Source organism: Streptomyces sp. NPDC051243 (assembly GCF_044455405.1).
Classification (GTDB): Bacteria; Actinomycetota; Actinomycetes; order Streptomycetales; family Streptomycetaceae; genus Streptomyces.
This window is the reverse complement of record NZ_JBITES010000010.1, coordinates 64,632-90,524: the sequence shown is the minus strand read 5'-3', so window position 1 is coordinate 90,524 and position 25,893 is coordinate 64,632. Positions and strand designations below refer to the sequence as shown.

General features: G+C 71.9%; 18 protein-coding genes. 15 read left to right on the top strand and 3 right to left on the bottom strand.

What is annotated here, in order from left to right; translation table 11 throughout:
* Nucleotides 1-9 precede the first annotated feature (9 nt).
* Nucleotides 10-933 (bottom strand): LysR family transcriptional regulator, encoded by a 924-nt coding sequence (locus ACIBAG_RS25470; RefSeq protein ID WP_399107823.1) that lies wholly within the window; start codon nucleotides 931-933, stop codon nucleotides 10-12.
* Nucleotides 934-1,051: 118 nt separating this feature from the next.
* On the opposite strand from ACIBAG_RS25470, the gene ACIBAG_RS25465 reads away from it, so the two are divergent.
* From ACIBAG_RS25465 to ACIBAG_RS25425, 9 genes are all read left to right on the top strand, one after another.
* Complete coding sequence (locus ACIBAG_RS25465; protein ID WP_399107822.1) at nucleotides 1,052-2,035, top strand: fumarylacetoacetate hydrolase family protein; 984 nt, start codon at nucleotides 1,052-1,054, stop codon at nucleotides 2,033-2,035.
* Nucleotides 2,032-3,003: a cyclase family protein gene (locus ACIBAG_RS25460; RefSeq protein WP_399107820.1), complete on the top strand. Its 972-nt coding sequence runs from the start codon at nucleotides 2,032-2,034 to the stop codon at nucleotides 3,001-3,003. Before ACIBAG_RS25465 ends, ACIBAG_RS25460 begins: the two co-directional genes overlap by 4 nt.
* A gap of 224 nt (nucleotides 3,004-3,227) precedes the next feature.
* Nucleotides 3,228-4,391 (top strand): FAD-dependent oxidoreductase, encoded by a 1,164-nt coding sequence (locus ACIBAG_RS25455; RefSeq protein ID WP_399107818.1) that lies wholly within the window; start codon nucleotides 3,228-3,230, stop codon nucleotides 4,389-4,391.
* Nucleotides 4,388-5,416, top strand: a complete 1,029-nt coding sequence (locus tag ACIBAG_RS25450) for an amidohydrolase family protein (RefSeq protein ID WP_399107816.1) — start codon at nucleotides 4,388-4,390, stop codon at nucleotides 5,414-5,416. Before ACIBAG_RS25455 ends, ACIBAG_RS25450 begins: the two co-directional genes overlap by 4 nt.
* Nucleotides 5,417-5,429: 13 nt before the next feature.
* Entirely contained in the window at nucleotides 5,430-6,368 is a 939-nt protein-coding gene (locus tag ACIBAG_RS25445; RefSeq protein ID WP_399107815.1) for a VOC family protein, read from the top strand.
* A 13-nt stretch (nucleotides 6,369-6,381) separates the two neighbouring features.
* Nucleotides 6,382-7,308: a fumarylacetoacetate hydrolase family protein gene (locus ACIBAG_RS25440; RefSeq protein WP_399107813.1), complete on the top strand. Its 927-nt coding sequence runs from the start codon at nucleotides 6,382-6,384 to the stop codon at nucleotides 7,306-7,308.
* Nucleotides 7,305-8,048 (top strand): SDR family NAD(P)-dependent oxidoreductase, encoded by a 744-nt coding sequence (locus tag ACIBAG_RS25435; RefSeq protein WP_399107811.1) that lies wholly within the window; start codon nucleotides 7,305-7,307, stop codon nucleotides 8,046-8,048. The genes ACIBAG_RS25440 and ACIBAG_RS25435 overlap by 4 nt, the downstream gene beginning before the upstream one ends.
* Before the next feature lie 158 nt (nucleotides 8,049-8,206).
* Nucleotides 8,207-8,680, top strand: a complete 474-nt coding sequence (locus ACIBAG_RS25430; protein ID WP_399107808.1) for a MarR family winged helix-turn-helix transcriptional regulator — start codon at nucleotides 8,207-8,209, stop codon at nucleotides 8,678-8,680.
* Nucleotides 8,681-8,722: 42 nt separating this feature from the next.
* The gene (locus tag ACIBAG_RS25425; protein ID WP_399107806.1) at nucleotides 8,723-10,330 is read left to right on the top strand and encodes an MFS transporter; all 1,608 of its coding nucleotides are present in this window, start codon (nucleotides 8,723-8,725) and stop codon (nucleotides 10,328-10,330) included.
* A 9-nt stretch (nucleotides 10,331-10,339) separates the two neighbouring features.
* On the opposite strand, the gene ACIBAG_RS25420 is transcribed toward ACIBAG_RS25425, so the two are convergent.
* Nucleotides 10,340-12,820 carry a SpoIIE family protein phosphatase gene (locus ACIBAG_RS25420; RefSeq protein WP_399107804.1) on the bottom strand — a complete coding sequence of 827 codons (2,481 nt, stop codon included), beginning with the start codon at nucleotides 12,818-12,820 and terminating at the stop codon, nucleotides 10,340-10,342.
* A gap of 387 nt (nucleotides 12,821-13,207) precedes the next feature.
* Here ACIBAG_RS25420 and ACIBAG_RS25415 point away from each other — a divergent pair, with 387 nt between their 5' ends.
* The 4 genes from ACIBAG_RS25415 to ACIBAG_RS25400 all read left to right on the top strand — a co-directional run bounded on the left by ACIBAG_RS25415 (nucleotide 13,208) and on the right by ACIBAG_RS25400 (nucleotide 20,368).
* Nucleotides 13,208-15,280, top strand: coding sequence for a SpoIIE family protein phosphatase (locus ACIBAG_RS25415; RefSeq protein ID WP_399107803.1), 2,073 nt, complete (start codon nucleotides 13,208-13,210; stop codon nucleotides 15,278-15,280).
* A gap of 321 nt (nucleotides 15,281-15,601) precedes the next feature.
* Nucleotides 15,602-16,360 carry an IclR family transcriptional regulator gene (locus tag ACIBAG_RS25410; protein WP_399107801.1) on the top strand — a complete coding sequence of 253 codons (759 nt, stop codon included), beginning with the start codon at nucleotides 15,602-15,604 and terminating at the stop codon, nucleotides 16,358-16,360.
* A gap of 104 nt (nucleotides 16,361-16,464) precedes the next feature.
* Entirely contained in the window at nucleotides 16,465-17,610 is a 1,146-nt protein-coding gene (locus tag ACIBAG_RS25405; protein ID WP_399107800.1) for a PP2C family protein-serine/threonine phosphatase, read from the top strand.
* 79 nt (nucleotides 17,611-17,689) lie between these two features.
* Nucleotides 17,690-20,368, top strand: a complete 2,679-nt coding sequence (locus ACIBAG_RS25400; RefSeq protein ID WP_399107799.1) for a SpoIIE family protein phosphatase — start codon at nucleotides 17,690-17,692, stop codon at nucleotides 20,366-20,368.
* A 28-nt stretch (nucleotides 20,369-20,396) separates the two neighbouring features.
* On the opposite strand, the gene ACIBAG_RS25395 is transcribed toward ACIBAG_RS25400, so the two are convergent.
* Nucleotides 20,397-22,388: a flavin monoamine oxidase family protein gene (locus ACIBAG_RS25395; protein WP_399107797.1), complete on the bottom strand. Its 1,992-nt coding sequence runs from the start codon at nucleotides 22,386-22,388 to the stop codon at nucleotides 20,397-20,399.
* A 238-nt stretch (nucleotides 22,389-22,626) separates the two neighbouring features.
* Here ACIBAG_RS25395 and ACIBAG_RS25390 point away from each other — a divergent pair, with 238 nt between their 5' ends.
* Both ACIBAG_RS25390 and ACIBAG_RS25385 read left to right on the top strand, forming a co-directional pair.
* Nucleotides 22,627-24,126 carry a family 43 glycosylhydrolase gene (locus ACIBAG_RS25390; RefSeq protein WP_399108306.1) on the top strand — a complete coding sequence of 500 codons (1,500 nt, stop codon included), beginning with the start codon at nucleotides 22,627-22,629 and terminating at the stop codon, nucleotides 24,124-24,126.
* Between the two features lie 68 nt (nucleotides 24,127-24,194).
* Nucleotides 24,195-25,604 (top strand): family 43 glycosylhydrolase, encoded by a 1,410-nt coding sequence (locus ACIBAG_RS25385; protein ID WP_399108304.1) that lies wholly within the window; start codon nucleotides 24,195-24,197, stop codon nucleotides 25,602-25,604.
* Nucleotides 25,605-25,893 lie beyond the last annotated feature (289 nt).

Sequence of the window (25,893 nt, the reverse complement as noted above, 5' to 3'; positions counted from 1 at the left end):
CGGCTTCGCTCACCGCAGGTCACCGCCCTCCTCCATCAACGTCGCCCCCACCTCCGCCGCCTTCTGCCGCAGCCAGATGTGCGCCGCGTCCTGCGCGTGCACCGGATGCCACCACAACGCCACCTGCACCGGCACCGCCTCGAACGGACAGGGCAACACCCGCACCCCCGCCGAACGCACCGCGCGACGCGCCAGCCGCTCCTGGATCATCGCGACCCTGCGGGTGCCCTCGACCATGTACGGCAGCAGTTGGAAGGTCTGGACGGAGACCTCCACGTGAGGGCTGATGCCGAGCATGCTCAACTGACGGGCGGCGGGGGCGTCGTACGGCCGCTGGTAGACGGCCCAGGGCAGCCGGGCCAGGTGGTCGAGGGTGAGGGCGTCGCCGACCTCGGGGTGGTCGTCGGCGATCATGCACAGCCAACGGTCCTGGTAGAGGTCGACGGCGGGGAAACCGTCGATGACGCCGTGCGGCATCAGCAGTCCGTCGACCGTGCTCAGCAGGGCCGCGGTGTTCTCGGTGACGGAGGGCGCCGGGTGCTGGAAGGTGAGACGGATGCCGGGGGCCTCACGGTGGACGGCGCGGGACAGGGCGGCGCCGAACACGGCCGCGCTGTAGTCGGAGGCGAGGAGGGTGAACTCGCGTGTCTCGGCGGCCGGGTCGAAGTCGGCCTGGCTGGAGAAGACGCGTTCCAGCAGGTCGCAGGCGGTGGCGCTGCGGTCCCGCAACGCGACGCCGAGCGGGGTCAGTTCATAGGCGTTTCCGGTCCGGGCGAGCAGTTCGTCGTCGAAATGGCGGCGCAGCCGGGACAGTGCCGCGCTCATCGCCGGCTGGCTGAGTCCGATGCGCTCGCCGGCCCGGGTGACATTGCGCTCCTCCAGCAGCGCCCGCAGGGCGACGACCAGATTGAGGTCGAGTCGGGACAGGTTCACCGGGCACCACCTGACAAGAGAGTCATCCATGCTGTGGATGCCATGCATCCACAGGATTGATTTCCGTGATCAGTCGAACGGGGTCAGAGTAGACCGCAACCCAGCAGGAGGAAATCTGATGGCAACGCTCGCGCAACCTGCCGGCCCGTTCGCGCTCGGCACGTTCTCCGCGCCGGACGGGGACCCGTTCCCCGGTCTCCTGGCCAAGGGCCGGGTGCTCGACCTGGGCCGGGCCCTGGACTGGTCGCCGTCCGAGGTGCGTGCCCTGCTGGAGCGGTGGGAGGAGACGCTCCCCGCGCTCCGTGCCCTGGCGGACGACGACGCCCAGGAGTGGCAGCCGCTGGAGGGACTGCGGGTGCACGCCCCCGTCGAGCCCCGGCAGATCTTCCAGTCCGGTGCAAACTACCGGCAGCACGTGATCGACCTGGAGGTCGCCCACCGCTCCCCCGACGACCCGCGCACGGTCGAGGAGGCGCGGGCCGAGATCGCCGCCGTCATGGACCGGCGGGCCGCCGAGGACCTGCCGTACGTGTTCATCGGCCTGCCCAGCACCGTCGCGGGTCCGTACGACGATGTCGTCCTGCCCGCCTGGGCCGAACAGCCCGACTGGGAACTGGAGTTGGCGGCCGTCATCGCCAGGCCCGCCCACCGGGTGTCCGTCGAGGAGGCCCTGGAGTACGTCGCCGGGTACACCATCGCCAACGACCTCACCGACCGCGCCACCGTCTTCCGCCGGGACATGAAGGCCATCGGCACCGACTGGTTGCGCTGCAAGAACGCCCCCGGTTTCACACCGCTCGGGCCCTGGCTCGTCCCCGCCGAGTCGATCGCCGACCCCGGCGACCTGCGGGTCACCCTCAGGCTCAACGGCGACACCATGCAGGACGAGTCCACCAAGGACATGCTCTTCGGCGTCGCGCGGCTGGTGTCGTACATCTCGCAGACCGCCCGGCTTCTGCCCGGTGACCTGGTGTTGACCGGCAGCCCGGCCGGCAACGGCATGCACTGGGGACGGCTGCTGCGCGACGGCGACGTCATGGAGGGGTCGATCACCGGTCTGGGCGTACAGCGCACGCGTTGCGTGGAGGAGGTGCGGCGATGAGGCTGAACCGGCAGGACCCCGAGGGCGCGATCGCCGAGGCCGCCAAGGCCTACTCCAACTGGGGGCGCTGGGGCGAGGACGACGTGCTCGGCACCCTCAACTTCCTCGACGAGGCCAAGCGCCGCGAGGGCGCCGCGCTGGTGCGGCGGGGCGTGAGCTTCTCACTCGCGCAGCGGTTCGACATGAACGGGCCGCAGAAGGGCTGGCGCCGGCGCACCAACCCCGTGCACACGATGCTCGACACCGGCACCGACGCGGCGCTGGGCAACCAGGGCTTCCCGCACGGCATCGGTGGTGCCGACGACGTGATCGCGATGCCGCTGCAGTGCTCCACCCAGTGGGACGGGCTCGGGCACATCTTCGACCACGGCAACGCCTGGAACGGACGGGCGGCGGAGAAGGTCGTCACCTCCGACGGCGACCTCGTCACCGGCATCGAGCACATGGCGCCGTACGTCGCCGGGCGTGGCGTCCTGCTGGACGTGGGCCGCGTGGTCGGCGAGGGCGGTGAGAGCGGCGAGCTGCCCGACGGGTTCGCCGTCACCGAGGAGCACCTGGCCGCGACCGCCGAGGCGCACGGGGTGACCGTCGGACGCGGTGACATCGTCGTCGTACGGACCGGGCAGCTGGCCCGGGTGCGCCGCGACGGCTGGGGCGACTACGCGGGCGGACCCGCGCCGGGCCTGTCCTTCACGACGGCCGGCTGGCTGCACCGTACGGAGATCGCCGCGATCGCCACCGACACCTGGGGCTTCGAGGTACGGCCGAACGAGTTCGAGAACGCCTTCCAGCCCCTGCACCAGGTCGTCATCCCCAACATGGGGCTGCTGATCGGCGAGATGTGGGACCTGGAGCTCCTCGCCGAGGACTGCGCCGGTGACGGCGTATACGAGTTCTGGCTCACCGCCGCCCCGCTGCCCATCACCGGGGCCGTCGGCTCCCCCGTCAACCCCATCGCCGTCAAGTAGCGCCCGGCTGCCGGCGCCCCCGCCCCGGCAGTGCGTCCAACCCCCTGGCCACCCGCCAGTCCGCTCACTGCCGGGTGGCCGCTCACACCACCGACTTCGAGTATCCACCGAGATCGTCCGGCCCGCACTCGGAGCAGCCGAGGCCCACACGCACCGCACCCGCCGCATCCCCGCACCCCCAGCCGCCCGACGCCGCGCGGCCCAACCTCGGGAGGGACCCCGACATGACCGACAGCCGCACCCTCCCCCAGCCACCGGCTGGGGGGACCCGCACCGTCCTCGTCATCGGCGGGGGCGCCGCCGGCAACGCCGTCACCGTCCTGCTGCGCCGCGCCGGCATCGCCGTCGACTTGATCGAGGCCAAGCCCGACTGGAACGCCACCACCGGCTCCGGCATCACCCTCCAGGGCAACGCCCTGCGGGTCCTGCGCGAACTGGGTGTGTGGAAACAGGTGGAAGCCTCCGGATACCCCTTCGGCTCACTGGGCGTGACCGCTCCCGACGGCACCGTTCTGTTCGTCGCCGAGGACATCCAGACCGGCGGGGAAGACCTGCCCGCCACCCTCGGCATGCAGCGCCCCCAGCTGCAGCAGATCCTCATCGACGCGGTCCGCGCCTCCGGCGCCACCGTCCGGCTCGGCACCACCGCCGAGGCGCTGGAGCAGGACGCCGACGGTGTCTCCGTCCGCTTCAGCGACGGCAGCGAAGGCCACTACGACCTGGTGATCGGCGCCGACGGCCTGGGCTCCGCCACCCGCGCCGCGATCGGCATCACCGACAGACCCGAGCCCACCGGCATGGCCATCTGGCGCATCGCCGCCCCACGCCCCGAGAGCGTGACCCGCACCGACCTCGCCTACGGCGGCCCCGCCTACATCGCCGGCTACACCCCGACCGGCGAGCACACCCTCTACGCCTACGTCGTCGAGGCGTGCCGCGCCCGCGCCGCCGTCGACCCGGCCGCCTACGCCGACGAGATGCGCCGCCTGGCGCAGGCCTACGGCGGCGCCTGGCCGGAGATCACCGAGCACATCACCGACCCGGCGAAGGTCAACTACACCTGGTTCAACCGCATGCTGGTCGAGGGCTCCTGGCACCGCGGCCGGGTCGTGCTCGTCGGCGACGCCGCCCACTGCTGCCCGCCGACCGTCGCGCAGGGCGCGGCGATGTCCCTGGAAGACGCCTCCGTCCTCGCCGAGCTGCTGACCAGCGGTCGGGAGTGGGACGACGAGCTGTTCCAGGCCTACTACGACCGCCGTGTCCCCCGGGTGCGCACCGTCGTCGACGCGTCGGTGCAGATCGGCCAGTGGCAGCTGGACCGCGTGCGCGACGCCGATGTGCCCGGGCTGATCGGCCGCACCATGAACCTCCTCAAGGAGCGCCCGTGACCACCACCGCATCCTCCGCGCCGACCATCGACGTCCACGCCCACCTCCTGCTCCCGGAGATCGAGGAGGCCGTGGCCGGACACCCCGGTCTCGCCGGGGCCCGTGACCTCGACGCCCGCCGCAACGGCCCGGCGGCCCTCGCCGTGAACGGCCCCATGGTGGGCGCGCGCGTACCGAGGCTGACGGACGTCGCCGTACGCCTGGCCGCCATGGACGAGGCCGGCGTGGACCTGCAGCTGGTGAGCCCCTCGCCCGGCCACTACCACTACTGGGCCGACCCGGAACTGGCCGCCCGTGTCTGCCGGTTGGCAAATGAGGGGACCGCCGCGCACTGCGCCAAGGCCCCCGACCGCCTGCACGGCCTCGGCCTCGTCCCCCTCCAGCACCCCGACCTCGCGGTGGCGCTGCTCGACCACGCGCTGGAGCAGGGACTGAAGGGCGTCGAGATCTCCTCGCACGCCCCGGGCGCGGACGGGACACGGGAGGTCGAGCTGTCCGACCGCCGGCTCGCGCCCTTCTGGACGCGCGCGGAGGAGACCGGCGCGCTGGTCTTCCTGCATCCGTTCGGCTGCACGCTCGACGAGCGCCTCGACCGGTGGTACCTGTCCAACACCGTCGGCCAGCCCACCGAGAACGCCGTCGCCCTGTCCCATCTGATCTTCTCCGGCGTCCTGGACCGCCATCCGGGCCTGAAGCTGGTGGCCGCGCACGGCGGCGGCTACCTGCCCACCCACATCGGCCGCTCCGACCACGCCTGGCGGGCCCGCCCCGACGCCCAGGGCTGCTCACGGGAGCCGAGCAGCTACCTGAGCCGGCTCTACTTCGACTCCCTCGTCCACGATCCGTACGTCCTGCGGGAGCTGATCCGCGTCGCCGGCGCCGACCGGGTCCTGCTCGGTTCCGACTTCCCCTTCGACATGGGCACCGAGGACCCGCTGGGCGCGCTGCGCGCGGCCGGCCTGCCCGACCACGACTTCCACGCGGTGCGGGGCGGCAACGCCGCCGCCCTGCTGAACCTCGCCTGAGGAGGCACCCCCCATGAGCAACCGTCTGCTCACCCACCTGCGGCACGTCGACCTCGCCGTACCCGACTACGACAGGCAACTCGACTTCTACGCCGGCGTCTGGGGCCTGACCAAGGTCGCCGAGGACTCCGGCATCTCCTTCCTCGCCGCCGAAGGCTCGCCCGAGCAATACGTCGTGCGGCTGCGCAAGGCCGACGAGAAGCGCCTCGACCTGGTCTCCTACGGCGCGGGCAGCCCGGCCGACGTGGACGCGCTCGCCGAGCGACTGCTGTCCCAAGGCGTGCGGTTGGTCTCGCAGCCGGGGAAGATCGACACCCCTGGGGGCGGCTACGGCTTCCGTTTCTTCGACGGCGACGGCCGCACCATCGAGGTCTCCGCGGATGTCGAGGCGCGCCGGCACCGCCGTATCGAGGAGAAGGAGGCCATTCCGGTCCGGCTCTCGCACGTGGTGCTCAACTCCCCCGACCTGAACAAGACGCGTGCGTGGTACGAGACCCACCTCGGCTTCCGTCTCTCCGACACCCTCAGCTCGCCGCACATGGGCGAGGTCATGCACTTCATGCGGATCAGCAACCAGCACCACTCGATGGCCATCGCCCAGTGCCCGCACACCTCCCTGCACCACATCTCCTTCGAGATGCGGGGCCTGGACGAGTACATGCGCGGCTCCGGCCGGGTGATGCGGGCGGGGGTGCGGAAGATCTGGGGTCCCGGGCGGCACATGGCCGGGGACAACACGTTCACGTACTTCCTCGACCCGCACGGCAACACCGTCGAGTACACCACCGAGTTGGAGGAGCTGGACGAGGACACCTGGCACCCCCACGTGTACGACTTCTCCCAGCCCGAGGTCACCGACCAGTGGGGCACGGCGAACCCGATGAACGAGCTGGTCGCCAAGGAGTCGTTCAACGACGTCGACCGCGGCTGCTTCGTCGCCCCGCCGGTGTGAGGGGCGTCGACCGTTGCGCATCGCCAGCTACCTGTACGAGGGGCGCCGTCACTGCGGGGTCGTGGAGGACACCGTCGTCCGGGCCCTGCCGGACGGCACCTCCCCGCTCGACGCCTTCGGCGCCCGCCCCGTGGGGCAGGCCGTCCCCCTGTCGGACGTACGACTGCTGCCGCCCCTCCAGCCGCCCACCGTGCGGGACTTCGTCGCCTTCGAGGAGCATGTGGAGGGCGTACGGCGCTCGGTGGACGGGACGGCCGGGGTACCGGAGCGCTGGTACGCGGCCCCGACCTTCTACTTCACCAACCCCTACGCGGTGTACGGCCCGCACGACGACATCCCCGTGCCGCCGGGATCGGCCGTGCTCGACTTCGAGCTGGAGGTCGCCGCGGTGATCGGCCGTGAGGGTCGTGACCTCACCCCCGAGCAGGCCCGCGACCACATCGTCGGCTACACGGTCTTCAACGACTGGTCCGCCCGTGATCTGCAGTCGGCGGAGATGAAGGTGGGGCTCGGCCCGTGCAAGGGCAAGGACACCGCCACCACCCTGGGCCCGTACCTCGTCACCGCCGACGAGCTGGAGCCGTACCGGGACGCGGACGGTTTCCTGCGGCTCGCCCTGACCGCCGAGGTCAACGGCCGGGTCGTCGGCGAGGACCTGCTGTCCAACATGAGCTGGACCTTCGAGGAGATGGTCGCGTACGCCTCGCGCGGGACCTGGGTGCGTCCCGGGGACGTGCTCGGCTCCGGGACCTGCGGCAACGGCGGCTGCCTGGCCGAGCTGTGGGGTGTGCGCGGCCGGCAGGACCCGCCGCCGCTGAAGCCCGGCGACACGGTGACGCTCACCGTGGAGGGCATCGGTTCGGTGTCCAACACGGTGGTGGCGGGGGTGGATCCGGTGCCGGTACCGGCGGGCCGCCGCCGCAGCCGGGAGCGGCCGTGAGCGAGCCGCGTCCCAAGAGGCTGGCCGGCAAGGTCGTGGTCGTCACGGGAGCGGCCCGTGGCCAGGGCGCCGCCGAGGTCGAGGCGCTGGCCCGCGAGGGCGCCCGGGTGATCGCCACCGATGTGTCGGCGGCGCCCGGGTGCCGCCGGCTCGACGTCACCAGCGAGCAGGGGTGGGCCGAACTCGCCGCCGAGCTCGGGGAGTCGTACGGCCATGTCCACGGCCTGGTCAACAACGCGGGCGTCACCTGGCGGGCCCGCCTCGGTGAGGTGCGTCCGGAGGATTTCGCCCGCGTCCATGCCGTCAACGTGACCGGGCCGCTCCTGGGCATCCAGCACCTGGCGCCGCTGATGCCGCCGGGCTCGTCGATCGTCAACGTGGGCTCGACGGCCGCGCTGACCGGCCACTATCCGGTGGCCTACACGGCGAGCAAGTGGGCGCTGCGGGGGCTGTCCAAGGCGGCCGCCCTGGAGCTCGGCCCGCGCGGCATCCGCGTCAACACCATCCACCCCGGCTACATCGAGACCGAGATGACCGCCTCCGCGGCCCCCGCCTTCCGCGAGGCGAACATCCGCGAGACCCCGCTCGGCCGCACCGGAACCGTGGACGAGATCACGCCGCTCGTGGTGTTCCTGCTCTCCGGCGAGGCGTCCTTCATCACCGGCGCCGAGATCCCGGTGGACGGAGGTCTCACCGCGCACGGCGGCGTCAAGTCCCTCTCGGACGCGCTGCGTTCGTGAGACGCGACTGCGAGAAGGGCCCCTTGTGAACAAGGTCTGTGCGAGCGCCGCCGAGGCGGTCGCCGACATTCCTGTGCCGTGCTCCCGCTCCCGCAGAATCAGCCCCCTTTGATATAGCTCCTTTGACATAGGTATCTTTTCATACTTAACTTGTCGGCATGCCGCAGCACAGCGCGTCCGCCCAGGACATCGACCACGTAGCCGCTGTGCTCGTGGCATGCCTGCCCGCGCTGCACCGGGCTCTCGACCGGCAGGTCGGCCAGGAGTTCGCGCACCCCAAGCCCCCCGAGGCCCAGCTCGCGCTGCTGCGGTATGTCGACGCCCATGACGGGGCCACCGTGCGCGAGGCGGCCGAGGCGCTGCGGATGAAGCCGAACAACGTCAGCGCGCTGGTCACGCAGATGACCGAGCAGGGGATGCTGGAACGCCGGCAGGACCCCGCCGACAAGCGGATCGCGCATCTGCACCTCACGCCGACCGCCCGGCAGCGCACCGCCGAGGTCTCGAAGGTGATGGGCGCCCATCTCGCGCAGGCGCTGAGTGCTCTGACCGAGGGCGAACTGGACGCCCTCGGCTCGGCGTTGGGAGCGCTCAACGCGCTGACGGAGCAGCTTCACCGTCCCGTGCGCTGAACCGCGCTCTTCTTCCAGTACTGACGAAGGACAGGCACCGTCATGCCCTCCGAGACCACCGATTCCACCGCCCTGCCCGCCTCTGCCCCACGGACCTCCTCACCGCCCGCCGACCGGCCGCGCGGCCTGCGGGCCAACCCCTGGCTGACGCTGATCGCCGTCGCCTTCGGCCTGTTCATGGTCGGGCTCGACGGCTCCGTCGTCTCGATCGCCAACCCCGAGATCGGCCGGGACCTGGGCGCCTCCACGGCCGACCTCCAGTGGGTCACCAACTCCTACCTGCTGGCCCTCGCCGCCGCCCTGATCCTCGGCGGCAAGCTCGGCGACCGGTTCGGCCGCCGCACCTTCTACCTGGTCGGCGTCGCGGGCTTCACCGCCGCGTCCGTCGCCATCGGGCTCGCCGGGTCCATCGAGGGCGTCATCGCCTTCCGCGCGCTGCAGGGCTTCTTCGGCGCCCTGCTGATGCCCAACACGCTCGGCATGCTGCGGGCCGTCTTCCCGCCGCGGAAGTTCGGCATGGCGGTGGGCATCTGGGCCATGGTCTCCTCGGTCTCCACCGCGCTCGGCCCCATCGTCGGCGGCCTGCTGGTGCAGCACGTCAACTGGGAGTCGGTCTTCTACATCAACGCCCCCATCGGCGTCATCACCCTCGTCTTCAGCGGCGTCGTCCTGCCGCAGAGCAGGAACACCGCCGCCGCGCAGGAGAAGTTCGACATCGTCGGCGTCGCGCTGCTGGCGCTGGGGCTGCTCGCCGTCGTGTTCGGGGTCGTCAAGGGCGAGACGTGGGGCTGGACTTCGGGTGACACGCTGGGGGCCATGGCGGCCGGTGTGGTACTGCTGGTCCTCTTCGGTCTCCACGAGACCCGGGTCGCCTCGCCGCTGCTGCCCATGCGTCTGTTCCGCAACCCGGCGCTGGCCATCGGCACGGTCATCACGGCGCTGAACTTCTTCGTGCTGCTCGGCGTGATCTTCTTCGTCATGCTCTACCTGCAGAACGTGCGCGGCTTCAGCCCCGTCGAGGCCGGTGTGCGCACCCTGCCGCTGAGCCTCGCCTCGGTCGTGGCCTCCCCGCTCGGCGCGGCGCTCACCGACCGGTTCGGGCCGCGCTTCACGATGCCGCTCGGTATGGCGCTCCAGGCCGTCGCCTGCTTCACGATGCTCACTTGGAGCGCGCAATCGTCGTACACCACCATGTGGCCGTCGTTCATCGCGCTCGGCCTGGGTGTCGGCATGGTGATGGCGTCCTCGTCCGACGCCGTCGTCGGCAACGCGCCGGTCGAGGACGGTGGCGTGGCGGGCGGCCTGCAGGCGACCGCGCTGCAGATCGGCGGCGCGCTCGGCACCTCCGTGCTGGTGTCCCTCATCAGCGGCCGGGTCGGCGCCACCCTGACCGGCGAGCTGACCTCCGCCGGGGTGCCGGCGGAGGCCGCACGGGGTCTGGGCGAGGCGAAGGACGCGGTGGCCATGGGGGTGGCGCCGGTCTCCGGGCAGATGCCCACTCAGCTCAGGTCAGCCGTGGTCGAGGGAAGCCACGAGGCCTTCATGAACGGCGTGCACACGTCCGTGCTGGTGGCCGGTGTGCTGTGCGTGATCGGTGCCGCGGTGGCAGGGCTCGGCGTACGGCGCAACCCCGAGGCGACCCGGCACTGAGAGCCTGTGTCACGGGATCTCCTGCTCGGCCCAGATGATCTTCCCGTCGGCCGTATAGCGCGCGCCCCAGCGATGGGCGAGCTGGGCCACCAGAAACAGACCCCGGCCGCCCTCGTCCATGCTCCGGGCATGCCGCAGCCGCGGAGCGGTGCTGCTGGCGTCGGCGACCTCGCAGGTCAGACGGGAGTCGCGGAGCAGCCGTAGGCGGATCGGGGGTTCGGCGTAGCGGATCGCGTTGGTGACCAGCTCGCTGACGATCAGCTCCGTCGTCATGGCCAGTTCCGCGAACCCCCAGTCCTCCACCTGACGGGTCGCCCGGGCCCGGACGTCGGCGACGGCGGCCGGGTCCGCGGGCACCTCCCACGAGACGACGCGTTCGGCCCCGAGGGCGTGGGTGCGCGTCAGGAGCAGGGCGATGTCGTCGGGCTGCGGCGCGGGCACGAGCTGCCGCACCGAGGACGAGCACAGGGTGCCGAGGTCGAGGCCACGCCGGGACAGCAGGTCGCCGAGCCGGCGCATGCCGCGCTCCACGTCGCGGTCGGCCGCCGCGACGAGGCCGTCGGTGTAGAGGCCGAACAGGCTGTTCTCGGCGAGCTCGATCTCGTCCGCCTCGAACGCCATCCCGCCCAGCCCGAGCGGCGGCCCGGCAGGGAGCTCCGGGAAGCTGACCTGTCCGTCGGGGGCGACGACGACCGGGGGCGGATGCCCGGCCCGGGCCATCGTGCAGCGCCTGGTGACCGGATCGTAGACGGCGTACAGACAGGTCGCGCCGAGGAAACCGGTCGCGCTCCGGCGCATCGCCTCGGCGTCCTCGGCCGTGTCGCCGTCGGGCTGCTCCTCGCTGAGCCGCAGCACGAGGTCGTCGAGGTGGGCCAGCAGTTCGTCGGGGGGCATCTCCATGTCGGCGAGGGTCTGTACGGCGGTACGCAGCCGGCCCATGGTCGCCGCCGCGGTGATGCCGTGGCCGACCACGTCGCCGACGACGAGGCCCACCCGGGCGCCGGACAGCGGGATCACGTCGAACCAGTCGCCGCCGACGCCGCCCGTGGGATCCGCCGGCAGATAGGAGGAGGCCACCTCCAGTGCCGTACCGCCCATCAGCGCCTGGGGCAGCAGGCTGCGCTGCAGGGTGACCGCCGCCGTGTGCTCGCGGGTGTAACGGCGGGCGTTGTCGACGCACAGCGCCGCCCGGGCGACCAGCTCGCGGGCGACCAGGACGTCGTCGGGCTGGAACGGCACGGGATTGAGGGACCGTACGAACGTGGTGAGGCCCAGGGCCGTGTTGCGTGCCCGCATCGGCACGGAGATCAGGGAGTGCAGGCCGAACTCGCGCATGCTTGCGGCTCGCTCGGGCTGTTCGGTGGCCCACAGTTCGTCGGACGGGTCGAGGACCGGGATGAGGATCGGCTCGCCGTCGATGAGCAGATGCGCGTCGTGCGGCGGAGGCACGAAGTCCACCCGGTCCCCGACCCGCGCCACGGCCTCCGGGGCGCCCTCGCGCACCGAGCTCAGGCCGGCCCGGCGCATCACGGGCTTGGCGGGGGCCGGTCCCGCGTCGGTCAGCCACGCTCCGTGGCCCTCGGTGCTGAGGACCGGCTCGAGCAGGTCCACGAGGACGAAGTCCGCGAAGCGCGGGACGGCGAAGTCGGCGAGCTCCTGGGCGGTGCGCAGCACGTCCAGCGTCGTGCCGATCCGGGTGCCGGCCTCGTTGACCAGCGCCAGCAGCTGGCGGGCGTTCCAGCGCTCGGTGACGTCCAGGACCATGTAGCAGACGCCGGTGATCGAGTCGTCGGGGTCCACGAGCGGGAAGAAGGACGTGGAGTAGGCGTGCTGGCGGTGGGGGTCGGCCCAGCTCCATCCGACGTACTCGTAGTCGGTGACCGGGACGCCGGTGTCGAGGACCTTGCGCATCAGGCCCTCGATGGTCTCCGCCTGCAGCCCGGGCAGCAGATCGCTCAGCCGCTTGCCGAGGCGCTGCTCACGGGGTACGCCGCCGAAGCGCTCCAGGGTGTCGTTCAGCCAGACGTAGCGCAGCTGGGTGTCCATCACGGCCATGCCGACCGGCGAGCGGGTCAGGAAGCCGTCGAGGACGGACTGACCCACCGTCCACTGCGGCCGCCGCTCCCGCGCCGAGATCAGGAAGCACTCGTCCGCGCCGATCCGGAAGGACGCGGAGACCCGCAGGTCCACGTCGATACGACGGCCGTCGCGGTGCCGCAGCGGGATGAGCCCGCTCCACCCCATCCCGGCGCGGCAGCGCTCCGCGACGCCGGCCACCCGCACCGGATCACCGGGCATCGCCAGCAGGCGCGCGGCAGGGCCGCCGACGATCTCCGGCGCCGGGTGACCGAGGAGTTCCTCGGCGGCCCGGGTCCAGCCGAGCACCACACCGTGTCCGGACAGCACCGCGACCGCGTCGGAGGACGCGTCGAAGAGCGCGCGCGGTCCTTCGGACGTGGGCGCGCCCGGTTCTTCTCGCGGAGCATCCATGGGTCCTCACGCAGCGTCCATGGGTCCCGTCCCGTACACGACCATGTTCCTGCTTGTCCGCCCGATGTGCACGGGCCGACGGGTGCCGGGCCGCCCGGAGGGGCGGGCTCGAGCGCGTGGGGGCAAGGGGCGGAGGCCGAGCGAACCCCGAGCCGCACCGGCGACGTCCCTGGCCCGTTCAGGCAGTCCGCCTGCGGCACGGAGACGGCGGAGTCCCGATCCGCGCAGGTCGGCGGCTTCCCATGCCGTCCCTGGGGTGGGCTCGCGGCGTCCGGGCTGGGCAATGCGCCGGGGCCGGGGGAGCATGGAGGTGCCGGTTGGCGTTGCCGTGGTACCCGGGGGTGGCCGGGGCCGGCAGGACTGCCGACCCGTGGCGGAGGAGCTGGGATGACAGCCGATTCCGAATTCTTCCAGTCCGACGGCGGCGGGTACGGCCCGGAGTCGCCCCGCCCGACCGGCCTGCTGGACGTGCTGAGCGTGGCCGCGGTGGTCGTGGACGCCGACGGCCGCATCGTGTTCTGGACGCCGCAGGCCGAGGAGTTGTTCGGCTACTCCTCCGAGGAGGCGCTCGGCACGTACGCGGCGCGGCTGTTCATCCACCCCGAGCACCTGCCCGCCGTGGCCAAGCTGTTCGCCGAGGTGCTGGAGACCGGCCGCAGCTGGGCCGGCGCCTTCCCGGTGCGGCTCAAGGACGGCAGCACCCGGCTGACGGAGTTCCGCAACATGCGGCTGCTGGACGATCTCGGCGACGTCTACGCGCTGGGCATCGCCGCCGACCACTCCCTGCTCCAGCGGGTCGAGACGGACCTGGCGCTGTGCGAGCGGCTGATCAACCAGTCCCCGATCGGTATCGCCCTCCTCGATCCCGACCTGCACTATCTGCTGGTCAACCCGGCGCTGGAGCGCATCGACGCCACCCCGGCCGAGGAGCACATCGGCCGCCGGCTGCGAGAGACGCTGCCGCTGCCCGACATCGACACCATCGAGTCCGCCCTGCGCCAGGTCCTCACCACGGGCACGCCGTTGCTCGACCAGTACCACGTGGGCCGGCCGCCGGCCGACCCCGAGCACGAGCACGCCTGGTCGCTGTCCTTCTACCGGCTGGACGACTCCGGCGGGCGGGTCCTGGGCGCGGCCATCTCGTTCGTCGACGTCACCGAACGGCACCGCGCGGCCGCCGAGGCCGACCGGGCCCGGCGTCGCCTGGCACTGGTCGCCGACGCCTCCACCCGTGTCGGCACCACGCTGGAGGTGGAGCAGACCGCCCGCGAACTGGCCGAGATCGCCACGCCCGAGCTGGCCGACGTGGTCGCCGTGGACGTCCTGGACTCCGCGCTGGCGTGCCGCCGTATGCGCAGGCCGGACAACGGCCCCGAGCTGTTCCGCGCCCTCGCCCTGAAGGCGGCCTACCCCAGCGTGGCCCTGCGCGCCGCCGACCCGCCCGGTGACCTCGCCGCCTACGACGGCGACCGCCTGGTCACCCTGTGCGTGCACACGGCCCGCCCGGTGCTGGTGCGTCATGTCGGCGAGCACGATCTGCGGCGCATAGCCCGGGACGACGAGGCCGTCTCGTTGCTGGCACGGGCCGGCGTCCACTCCTATCTCGCGGTGCCGTTGATCGCCCACGGCGAGGTGCTCGGCGCCCTGGACCTGAAGCGGACCCGCAACCCGGTGCCGTTCGACGAGGACGACGTGGTCCTGGCGAGCGAGCTGGCCAGCCGTACCGCGGTCGCCATCGACAACGCCCGCTGGTTCCAGAGCGTGCGCAACACCGCGCTCACGCTGCAGCGCAGCCTGCTGCCGGACCACCCGCCGCACCACACGGGTCTGGAACTGGCCTCCCGCTACCAGCCCGCCCAGGCCACCAGCGAGGTGGGCGGCGACTGGTACGACGTCCTCCCGCTGGCCGAGGACAGGACCGCCCTCGTCGTCGGCGACGTCATGGGCAACGGCATCGACGCCGCCGCCACCATGGGCCGGCTGCGGACCGCCACCTGCGCCTACGCGGACCTCGACCTCGAACCCGGCGCGGTGCTCCAGCACCTGGACAAGATCACCTGCGATCTGGAGCACTACATCGTCACCTGCCTCTACGCCGCGTACGACCCCCACACCCGGCGGTGTCACATCGCCAACGCCGGACACATGCCGCCCGCGCTGGCCCGCCCGGGCCGCCCGGCCGAACTGCTCGAACTGCCCGCCGGGGGTCCGCTCGGCGTCGGCGGCATCCCCTTCGGAACCACCACCGTCGCCCTCGCCCCCGGCGATCTGCTGGTCCTCTACACCGACGGCCTCGTCGAGACCCGCCACCATCCCATCGACGACCGCCTGAACGTCCTCCTCGGCTTCCTCGACGAACCCGGCCGCCCTCTGGAGGAGACCTGCGACCTGCTGCTGTACGGGCTGCGTCACCCCGACGACCACGACGACGTCGCACTGCTCGTCGCGCGGGTCCTGTAGGACCTGTCCGGCGGACTCGGCGGATCATGGCGACGTGGCACGGGGCGACCTGGCGGCACCGCACCGTCCCCGCGGGCGTAACCTCCCGCCCGTCCCCGCGCGTGCCCTGCCGAAACAGTCGACGTCGAGCGGCACGACCGAGTTGCCGCCCGCGGTGCCGAGGACCCGGTCCGCCCCCGCCAGTTCGCCCCGTGCCACCGGCGGCCAGGAAGACGCCGTTTCCGGGAGCCGGCCTGGTCCGCCGTCCGCCGGACAGGAGCCGGCCCGGTCCGTCGGCAGGCCCTGGTTGCCCGCGGCCCGCGCCCGGCGCACGCTGTTCGTATGGGTGCTGAGACCGGCCCTACGCTCATCTCGTCCGTCCAGCGCGCCTTCCGCCTGCTGGAGGCGGTGAGCGCGCACGAGAACGGCGCGCCCGCCAAGCAGCTGGCCCGGGAGACGGGCCTGCCCCTGGCCACGGCGTACCACCTGCTGCGGACGCTGGTCCACGACGGATATGTGCGCAAGCTCGACGACGGCGGGTTCATCCTGGGCGAGCGGCTCCAGACGCTGCACACGGCGGGCCGGACGCAGGCGCTGCTCAGCCGGATCCGCCCCACCCTCGCCGCGCTGCGGGACGAGCTGTCGACGGCCGCCTACCTCACCTTCTACGAGGAGGGCGAGATCCGGGTGGCGGAGATCGTCGACGGACCGCGCGCCCCCCGTGTCGACCTCTGGGTGGGGTTCGAGGACGCCGGGCACGCCACGGCGCTGGGCAAGTCGGTGCTGCGCGAGCTGGACGAGGAGTCACGCAAGGACTACCTCTCCCGGCACGCGCTCGCCGACCTCACGCCCAGGACGATCACCGACCGCCCGGAGCTGCTCCGGCGGCTCGCGGCCGAGCCGATGGCCCCGGCCGTGACCGACCTGGAGGAGTACTCCCTCGGCACGGTCTGTGTCGCGGTGCCCGTCTACAGCGGAAACACGCTCGGCTCGCTCGGCGTCTCGCTGCGCGCCGACCGGCTCTCCCGGCTGGAGGAGATCAGGGCACGCCTGATCCCGACCGCGAGCCGGGTGACCAGAGGGCTGTCGCTCACTATCTGAAATTGCGGTCCTTGTCCCGTCCGGGCTTCACCCGATTTCATGAATAAACCGGACATAAACGAGGGTGCATGCCCCGCGCACAGGTGAGGACAGCGGACAAAGACATGAGCCACGCCCCAGACCACGGTCGTGACCACTGGCCGAGGCGGTTGGTCGCCGTTACCCCCGTACTGCCGATACTGATCGTCTCCGCCCTGGTGCTCTTCGATCTCATCGGCGGATCGGGGATGACATGGGTACCGCTGCTCGCCACATGCCCCGCACTCGCCGCCACCACCTGCGGGCCGCGCTGTGTGGTTCTCGTGGGGCTGCTCGCGGTCGCCCTGAGCGTGGTCCTCGGCGTCCGCGGCGGCGCCCCCGGCACCGAGCTGGCGATCGCGCTCGCCGCGCTCACGGTGGTCACCCTGGCGTGCGGCCTCACCAGCGTGCTGCGGGGGCGGCGCGAGCGGGTGCTGGCGGCGGTCCGCTCCGTCGCCGAGGCCGCCCAGCACGCGCTGCTGCAGCCCATACCGGCGACGGTCGGGCCGTTCCGCGTGGCCGTGCGCTACAGCGCCGCCGCGGCGGAGGCCCGGATCGGCGGCGACCTCTACGCGCTCGTGTCGACGCCGTACGGGGTCAGGCTGATCGTCGGCGATGTACGCGGCAAGGGGCTGCCCGCCGTGGGGACCGCCGCGCTGGTGCTCGGTGTCTTCCGCGAGGCCGCCCACGACGAGCCCGACCTCCTCGCCGTCGTCGCGCGGATCGAGCGGAGCCTGGCGCGCAACCTGGGCAGCGACGACTTCGTCACCGCCGTGGTCGCCGGGTACCCCGGGGAAGGCCAGCTGGAGGTGGTCAACTGCGGCCACGCGCCGCCGCTGCTGGTGCGCGACTCCGTCGTGGTCCCGGTGGACCCGGACCGTCCGGCCCCGCCCCTCGGGCTGCGCACCCTCTCGGGCGAGACGCCGACGCTGCAGGTGCTGCCCTTCGCCGACGGCGACCAGCTGCTGCTGTACACCGACGGTGTCACCGAGGCCCGCAACCACGCCCGCGAGTTCTACCCGCTCGCCGAGGGCCTGGCCCGCCACACCAGCGACGAGCCGACCCGCACCGTCACCGCCCTCCACGACGAACTGCTCGCCCACGTCGGCGGCCGCCTCCACGACGACGCGGCCCTCCTCCTGCTCCACAAGCCGAAGGCCGCCGGGGCCCCCGTCCCCCGTTCGCCGTCCACCACCGCCCGCATGGATTGCTGCTCACCGCAGATCGGCTGACCGCACGAACGGAACCCGAAGCCCCCTCCCCTCGGCCCACACGCTGCCCGCCTCCACCCAACGGTGTTAGAAAAGAGGCATGGCCGGATTCCTCGGCCGCCTGCGCTCGACGTTGAGCGCACGCACCGTCGCCCAGCAGGTCTTCGTGCTGCAGGCGGCGATCGTCGTGCTTCTCGTCGTCGCCGCGGTGGTGGCCCTGGTGCTGCAGGTCCGCACCGACACCGAGCGGGAGGCCCGTAACCGCTCCCTCGCGGTGGCCGAGGCCTTCGCGCACTCGCCGGGCGTCGTCGACGCCCTGGCGCAGCCCGATCCGTCGTCGGTGCTCCAGCCGCGTGCCGAGGCGGCGCGCGCGGCGACCGACGTGGACTTCATCGTGGTGATGACCAAGGACGGGATCCGCTACACCCACCCCAACCCCGAGCAGATCGGCAAGCACTTCGTCGGCACCATCGCCCCGGCCGCGGCGGGCGGGGTCGTGCGGGAGACGTACACCGGAACCCTGGGGCCGTCCGTGCGGGCCGTGGTCCCCGTGACCGACGAGGGCGGCGAGGTCGTCGGCCTGGTGGCCGCGGGTGTGACGCTGGCCAGCGTGGGCGGGGTCGTGGACCACCAGCTGCCGTGGGTGCTGGGCTCGGCGGCGGTCGCGCTCGCCCTCGCCACCGGCGGGACCGCGCTGGTCAGCCGACGGCTGCTGCGGCAGACCCACGGGCTCGGGCCCGAGGAGATGACGCGGATGTACGAGCACCACGACGCCGTCCTGCACTCCGTACGGGAGGGGGTCCTGATCCTGGACGGCAAGCGGCGCCTGGCGCTCGCGAACGACGAGGCGCGCCGGCTGCTCGGGCTGGCGGCGGACGCGGAGGGCCGGCCCTGTCTCGCCCTGGGCATCGGCAGCGACCTCGCCCAGCTGTTCACCTCCGGGCGCGACGCCACCGACGAGGTGCACCTCACGCAGGGCCGGCTGCTGGCGGTCAGCCAGCGCGCGACCGACCGGGACGGCGGGCCGCCGGGCAGCGTGGCCACGCTGCGGGACACCACCGAGCTGCGGACCATGACCGGCAGGGCGGACGTCGCGCGGGAGCGGCTGAAGCTGCTGTACGACGCGGGGCTGGAGATCGGCACCACCCTGGATGTCACGCGCACCTCGCAGGAGCTGGCCGACTTCGCGGTGCCGCGGTTCGCCGACTTCGTCTCCGTCGACCTGGCGGACCCGGTGCTGCGCGGCGAGGAGCCGAAGGAGGGCCGTACCGATATGCGCCGGGTCGCCTTCCGGGGCGTACGGGAGGGCAGCCCCCTCTATCCGATCGGCAAGCTGATCCACTTCGCCAAGGACACTCCGCAGGCCTTCGGCTTCGGCACGGGCACGTCGGTCCTTGAGCCGGACATGCCCGCCTTCACCGGCTGGCAGAAGCAGGATCCGGACAACGCCCGCAGGCTCGTCGACTTCGGCATCCACGCGATGCTGACGGTCCCGCTGCGCGCCCGCGGCGTCATCATGGGCATGGCCACCTTCTGGCGCGCGGACCGGCCCGACCCCTTCGAGCAGGAAGACATCTCCCTCGCCGAGGAGCTGGTGGCGCGCGCCGCGGTCAGCATCGACAACGCCCGCCGCTACACCCGCGAGCACACCCTGGCGGTCACCCTCCAGCGCAGCCTGCTGCCCCGGGCCCTGCCGGACCAGAGCGCCCTCGACGTCGCCTACCGCTATCTGCCCGCGCACGCGGCCCAGGGCGGGGTCGGCGGGGACTGGTTCGACGTCATCCCGCTGCCGGGGGCGCGGGTGGCGCTGGTCGTGGGGGACGTCGTGGGGCACGGTCTGCACGCGGCGGCCACGATGGGACGGCTGCGGACGGCGGTCCACAACTTCTCCACCCTGGACCTCCCGCCCGACGAACTCCTCGGCCATCTGGACGAGCTGGTCGCCCGCATCGACCAGGACGAGGGCGGCGGCGACGGAGAGATCGCGCCGGTCACCGGAGCGACGTGTCTGTACGCCGTGTACGACCCGTCCACCGGGCTGTGCACCCTCTCCCGCGCCGGCCACCTCGAACCGGCCCTCGTCCACCCCGACGGCCGCGTCGAGTTCCCCACCGTCCCCGGCGGGCCGCCGCTGGGCCTGAGCGGCAGCCTGCCCTTCGAGGCGACCGAGCTGCGGCTTCCCGAGGGCAGCGGCCTTGTCCTCTACACGGATGGGCTGGTCGAGCACCAGGGACGGGACATCGACGCAGGGCTCGAGCTGCTGCGCGGGGCGCTCGCCGCGGCGCCGCCGACGCACGGCCGCACGCCCGAGGAGACCTGCCGGGCGGTTCTGGAGTCCCTGCTGCCGGAGCGGCCGCGCGACGACGTCGCCCTTGTCGTCGCCCGGACGCGGCTGCTCCCCGCCGACCGCACGGCGGCCTGGGACGTACCGGACGACCCCGCCGCGGTGGCCCGGGTCCGGGCGGCGGCCACCCGCACGCTGGACGACTGGGGCCTCACGGAGGAGGCGTTCACCACCGAGCTGATCCTCAGCGAGCTGGTCACCAACGCCCTGCGCCACGCGACCGGCCCCATCCGCGTCCGGCTGATCCGCGACCGCGCCCTGATCTGCGAGGTCTGCGACGGCAGCAGCACCGCCCCGCATCTGCGCAGCGCGGCCACGACGGACGAGGGCGGCCGGGGGCTGTTCCTGGTGGCGCAGTTCGCCGAGCGGTGGGGCACGCGGTACACGGCGAACGGCAAGGTGATCTGGACGGAACAGCCCCTGGCGGGCTCGTAGCGGAGTCCCGGTGGAGCCCGGCGCAGGCTCAGTTCCCGTGGGCCTCCAGTGCCGCCCGCACGCCCGACTCGACGGCACCCTCGATCCACGACGGCTTCACCGAGGTGTGGTCCCCGGCGAAGTACAGCGGTCCCTCAGGGGTGCGGATGGCCTCCAGCAGCTCCGTGTGCTGGCCGGGAAGGAGCACGGACGCCTCGCCGTACGCGTACGGATCGCGCAGCCAGCTCTGGGTGCGCCCGGCCCCGGTGTAGAACACCTCGACGCGCTGGCCGTAGACCTGTTGCAGGCCCCGCAGCGCGTGCGGATAACGGGCGTCCTCGTCGAGGGAGTCCCAGCGGGAGGCGTCGTCGGCCCAGCTGTAGGAGGCCAGGACGACGCCGCCCTCGCTGCCGTCGACGCGGTGGGACGGGTTGATCATGAAGCGGTTGGAGTTGTCGGAGACCGAGCCGCCGCCGATGATGTGCGCCGCCTCGGGCTGGTCGCGGGTGGCCCAGCGGTTGGCGGCGTAGTGCACGCGCTGGGCGTCGCTGATGTGGCCGGCCGGGACGGAGGGGTGGGCGCCGAGGAGGCTGCCGTCGGCGGGCGCCGCGCCCTTGCGGTACTCGTCGTAGAGTCCGAGCCGTACGGCGTCGAGCTCGCGTTTCCAGTCGGCCTCGGTGAACTCCCACCAGCGCCGGCTGAACTCGAGCAGCACCTTGGTCGCGCTGTCGTAGTGCAGCTCGGCCACCGCGCGCCGCTTCTTGTACGACATCAGCGGGCTGACCTGCACCTGCCTGAGCCCGGAGAAGGGCACCGTGACGATCGCCAGGTCGGCGGTGAACTCCTCGCGCACGACCTTGCCGTCCCGCCCCTCGGAGACCGTGTCGATCCAGACGTGCGGCCCCTTCTCGCCGACGTGGGAGGTGTCGTCGGCGCCGGGCCGGCCGGGTGCCCAGTACTCGATGTGGGTCGCGCGCCGGTCGAGGCGCAGCACGTCGGCGACCTCCTTCAGCAGCGCGTCCGGCAGGGTCGCCGTACCGCCGACGAGCTCCCAGAACGCGGTGTCGGGGCTGATCAGGGACTGGCTGATGAAACTGTGGATGAAGGAGAGCGGCAGCCGCGAGGTGAGGTTCTCCAGGGTGCCGATGAGGTCGATGGTCCGCTCGTCGAGGCCCGCCTCCTCGGTCAGAAAGCGGTACATCGACCAGTCGCCGTACTGCTGCACGACCCGCGCCCAGCCCCGCAGCCGCTCGGGCATCGGTTTGTCGACGCGCTTGCCGTCCGGGCCGACGGTGCTGAACTCGTCGCGTACGGGGTCCAGGGCGCGGCGCAGGATGGTCGAGGAGGGGGTGTCCCAGTACTCGCGGGGCACGCCGAAGGAGCGGTTGACCCGGCGCGGCGACCTCGCGTACTCGGAGCGGCGCACGCGGACGCCGTTGACGTGCAGCCAGGCGTTGTTGACGGGCTTGCCCTCGGCATCGACGTCGAGGAGGTGGAACCGGCGGCGCTTCAGGCCGAGCTGGTCGATCAGCTGCATGACCAGGGGATGGTTGCCGGGGATGCGCATGGCGCCGGCCTCCGCGTACTGGGCCGGATCGGCGAAGGCCTGGGCCGCCTGCTCGTGGCCGCCGGTGCGGAAGGTCTTGATCCGGCCGCCGACGCGGTTGCCGTTGGCCTCGACGAGCGTGACGTGGTGCCCGGCCCGTTTCAGCAGCCAGGCCGCGACCAGGCCGGCGGGCCCCGCGCCGACGACGAGGATCTTCCTGGCCGTCTTCGTCTTCGCACGCGGGAGACCGGAGTCGAGGATCTTCCGGTACGCCGGCGCGAGCGGCCGGTCGTGGTCGTCGACCAGGAGCAGGGCGCGGGCCACGGCCAGGCAGGTGTCCCAGTCGGCGGTGGACTTCGGTCGGTGCGGGGCGGCGGGTGCGGCCACCGCGGATGCGGGAGTGAGCGCGGCCAGTCCGGCGGCCGTGGCCGATGCGGTCGTGAACTGCCGACGGGAGAGGCCGGTCGGGCCGGCAGGCGCGCGGTGAATGTCCATGTGCCTTGAATACGGGGGCAGTTGGGCGAACGCAGGCGCATTGGGCGGTTCATCACCTGAACGGGCAAGCGCATGATCGCGTACCCGCGCAGGGTGTGCGTCCGCACGCCGGTTTGTTAAGCGCCGATGACGAAACCGTTGACGCAGACCTGGCCCACTTTTATCTTCTGTCCCAATCACGATCGGAATAACGAACTCCGTTCGAAATTACGGACATGGATGGTCTCGTATGCCCCGGATGTCATACCGGCCTCTCAGGGAACGCCGCAGATCGCTGATCCTCTGCGTACTCGCGGCCCTCCTCGCCCTGGTGGCGACGACACAGCCGGCGTCCGCGGCGGAGGGCCGCCCGTACACGAACCCGCTGAAGTCGTCCAAGGGCGCCGACCCGTGGCTGCAGTACCACGACGGCAACTACTACCTGATCACCACGACGTTCACCGGCATCCTCGGCATCCGCAAGTCACCGACGCTCGCCGGCCTCGCCACCGCGCCCAACGTGCAGGTGTGGTCGGACACGACGTCGACCCGCAACACCAACATCTGGGCGCCGGAGATGCACTTCCTGAACGGCCGTTGGTACGTCTACTACTCGGCCGGCCAGAGCGGTGTCGCCTGCTGCGACTCCCAGCGCACGCATGTGCTGGAGAGCTCCGGCACCGACCCGATGGGGCCGTACACCTACAAGGGCTCGCTCACCGGATCGAACCTCACGCCGGGCGGCTGGCTGATCGACGCGAGTGTGCTGCAGGCGAACAACAGGCTGTACCTGGTGGGCAGCGGGTTCATCAACGGCAGTGCGCAGAGCCTGGTCATCGCGCCGATGAGCAATCCGTACACGCTGGCCAGCAGCACCTTCACCATCATCTCCAGCCCGACGCTGGACTGGGAGCGCTCCGGCTCCCCCGTCAACGAGGGCCCCGAGCCGCTCTACCGGGGCGGTCGCACCTTCCTCACCTACTCCGCGAGCTTCTGCGGCACCCCCGACTACAAGCTCGGCCAGCTGGAGCTGACCGGCTCCGACCCGCTCAACCCTGCCTCCTGGACCAAGAAGCAGACCCCGGTCTTCCAGCGCAGTGACGCCAACAGCGTGTACGGCCCGGGCCACAACGGCTTCTTCACCTCACCCGACGGCACCGAGAACTGGATCGTCTACCACGCCAACTCCACGTCGAACGGCGGCTGCGGCAACGGACGCACCACCCGCGCCCAGAAGTTCACCTGGAACGCCGACGGCACCCCGAACTTCGGCACCCCCGTCGCCCTCGGCACCACCCTGCCCGGCCCGTCCGGCGAGACGGCGGCGACGCCGACGGCGTACACCCTCGTCAACCGGAACAGCGGCAAGTGCCTGGACGTGAACGGCGGCAACACCGCCGACGGCACGAACATCTTCCAGTGGACCTGCACCGGCGGCGCCAACCAGAAGTGGAAGGTCGAGGACCTCGGCGACGACACCAACCGGCTGGTCAACGTCGCCACCGGCAAGGTGATGGACACCGCCGAGTGCTCCGCCGCCGACGGCACGGACATCCGCCAGTGGTCGTGGCTCAACAACAAGTGCCAGCGCTACCGCCTGGTCCTCACCGCGAGCGGCGACCACGTCCGGATCGTCAACGAGGCCACCGGCAAGGTCGCCGACGTGGCCGACTGCGGCACCACGAACGGCACCGACGTACGGCAGTGGACCTGGCTGAACAACAACTGCCAGCAGTGGCGCCTCGTCCCCACGACCTGAACTTCCCACTCCCGCATTGGAGAAGCACCTTGAGACGCAACGCCGTACGGCTGCTCACAGCCGTCCTGATGGCCCTCGCGGCCTGCCTCGCCGGGCCCGGTCCCGCCGCCCAGGCGGCCGTGCCCGCCTCCCCCGCCGTGACCTTCACCAACCCGATCGCGCTGCAGCGCGCCGATCCACACATCTTCAAGCACACCGACGGCTTCTACTACTTCACGGCGACCGTTCCGGCGTACGACAGGATCGTCATGCGCCGGGCCACCACTCTGCAGGGGCTCTCCACCGCGCCGGAGACCACGATCTGGACCAAGCACGCGAGCGGTGAGATGGGCGCCCACATATGGGCCCCGGAGATCCACTTCATCGACGGCAAGTGGTACGTCTACTTCACCGCCGGCTGGTCCAACGACAAGTGGCGGATCCGGCCGTACGTCCTGGAGTCCAGCTCCGCGAACCCGCTCACGGGCACCTGGACCGAGAAAGGCCGCATCTCCCTGCCCCTGGACACCTTCTCGCTCGACGCCACGACGTTCGTGCACAACGGCACCCGCTACCTCAGCTGGGCGCAGCACGACCCCGCCGTGGGCGCGGGCACCAACATCTACCTGGCCCGGATGTCCAGCCCCTGGACCATCACCGGCAGCCCCGTGATGATCGCCCGGCCCACCCACGCCTGGGAGAAGGTCGGCGCGACGGTCAACGAAGGCCCGGCCTTCATCCAGCACGGCAGCAAGGTCTTCATGACCTTCTCCGCCAGCGCCACCGACGCCAACTACTGCCTCGGCCTGCTGACCGCCGATGCCACGGCCGACCTGATGAACCCGGCCTCCTGGACCAAGAACCCCGAGCCGGTCTTCAAGAGCAACGACGCCACCGGCCAGTACGGTCCCGGTCACAACAGCTTCACCGTCTCCGAGGACGGCAAGTCGGACATCCTCGTCTACCACGACCGCGACTACAAGAACATCAGCGGCGACGCGCTCGCCGACCCCAACCGCCGCACCCGCTTCCAGAAGCTGTACTGGAAGGCCGACGGCACCCCCGACTTCGGCATCCCGGTGGCCGACGGGGTCACACCGCAGCGCCTGTCGTCGTACAACTTCGCGGACCGGTTCATCCGGCACTGGGAGTACCGGGCCCGTATCGAGGCCAACGTCTCCCCGCTGGCCGACTCGCAGTTCCGCGTGGTCACCGGCCTGACGGGCAGCGGCACGGTGTCCCTGGAGTCGGCCAACTTCCCCGGCTACTACCTGCGGCACAAGAACTTCGAGGTGTGGCTGGAGAAGAACGACGGCACCGCGCAGTTCGCGAGCGACGCGAGCTTCCACAGGCGTGCCGGGCTGTCCGACTCCGCGGGCGTCTCGTACGAGTCGTACAACTACGCCGGGCGTTACCTCCGGCACTACGACTACCTGCTGCGGGTGCAGGCACTGAGCACGGCGACGGACCGGGCGGACGCCACGTTCTACGCCCAGTGACCGGTTGATCCGCCGAACAGGCCGGGCGACGCGCTGCTCCGCTGTCGGAAGACGACGGACCAGCCCTGTCGCCCGGCCTGTTCAGCTCTGTACCAAACGCCGTTCACCTGCAGCCGCTGGGCGTCGAGGTGGCTGATCTCCCCGCCGTGGTCGCTCGGTTGGGCGCCGCCGCTGAGGCGGACGGTGAGGCAGGCACCGGCCGCGGGGGGGGGGGGCGGCCCCCCCCCCCCCCCCCCCCACAACACCCCCCCCCCCCCCCCCCCCCCCCCCCCCCCCCCCCCCACGAGTC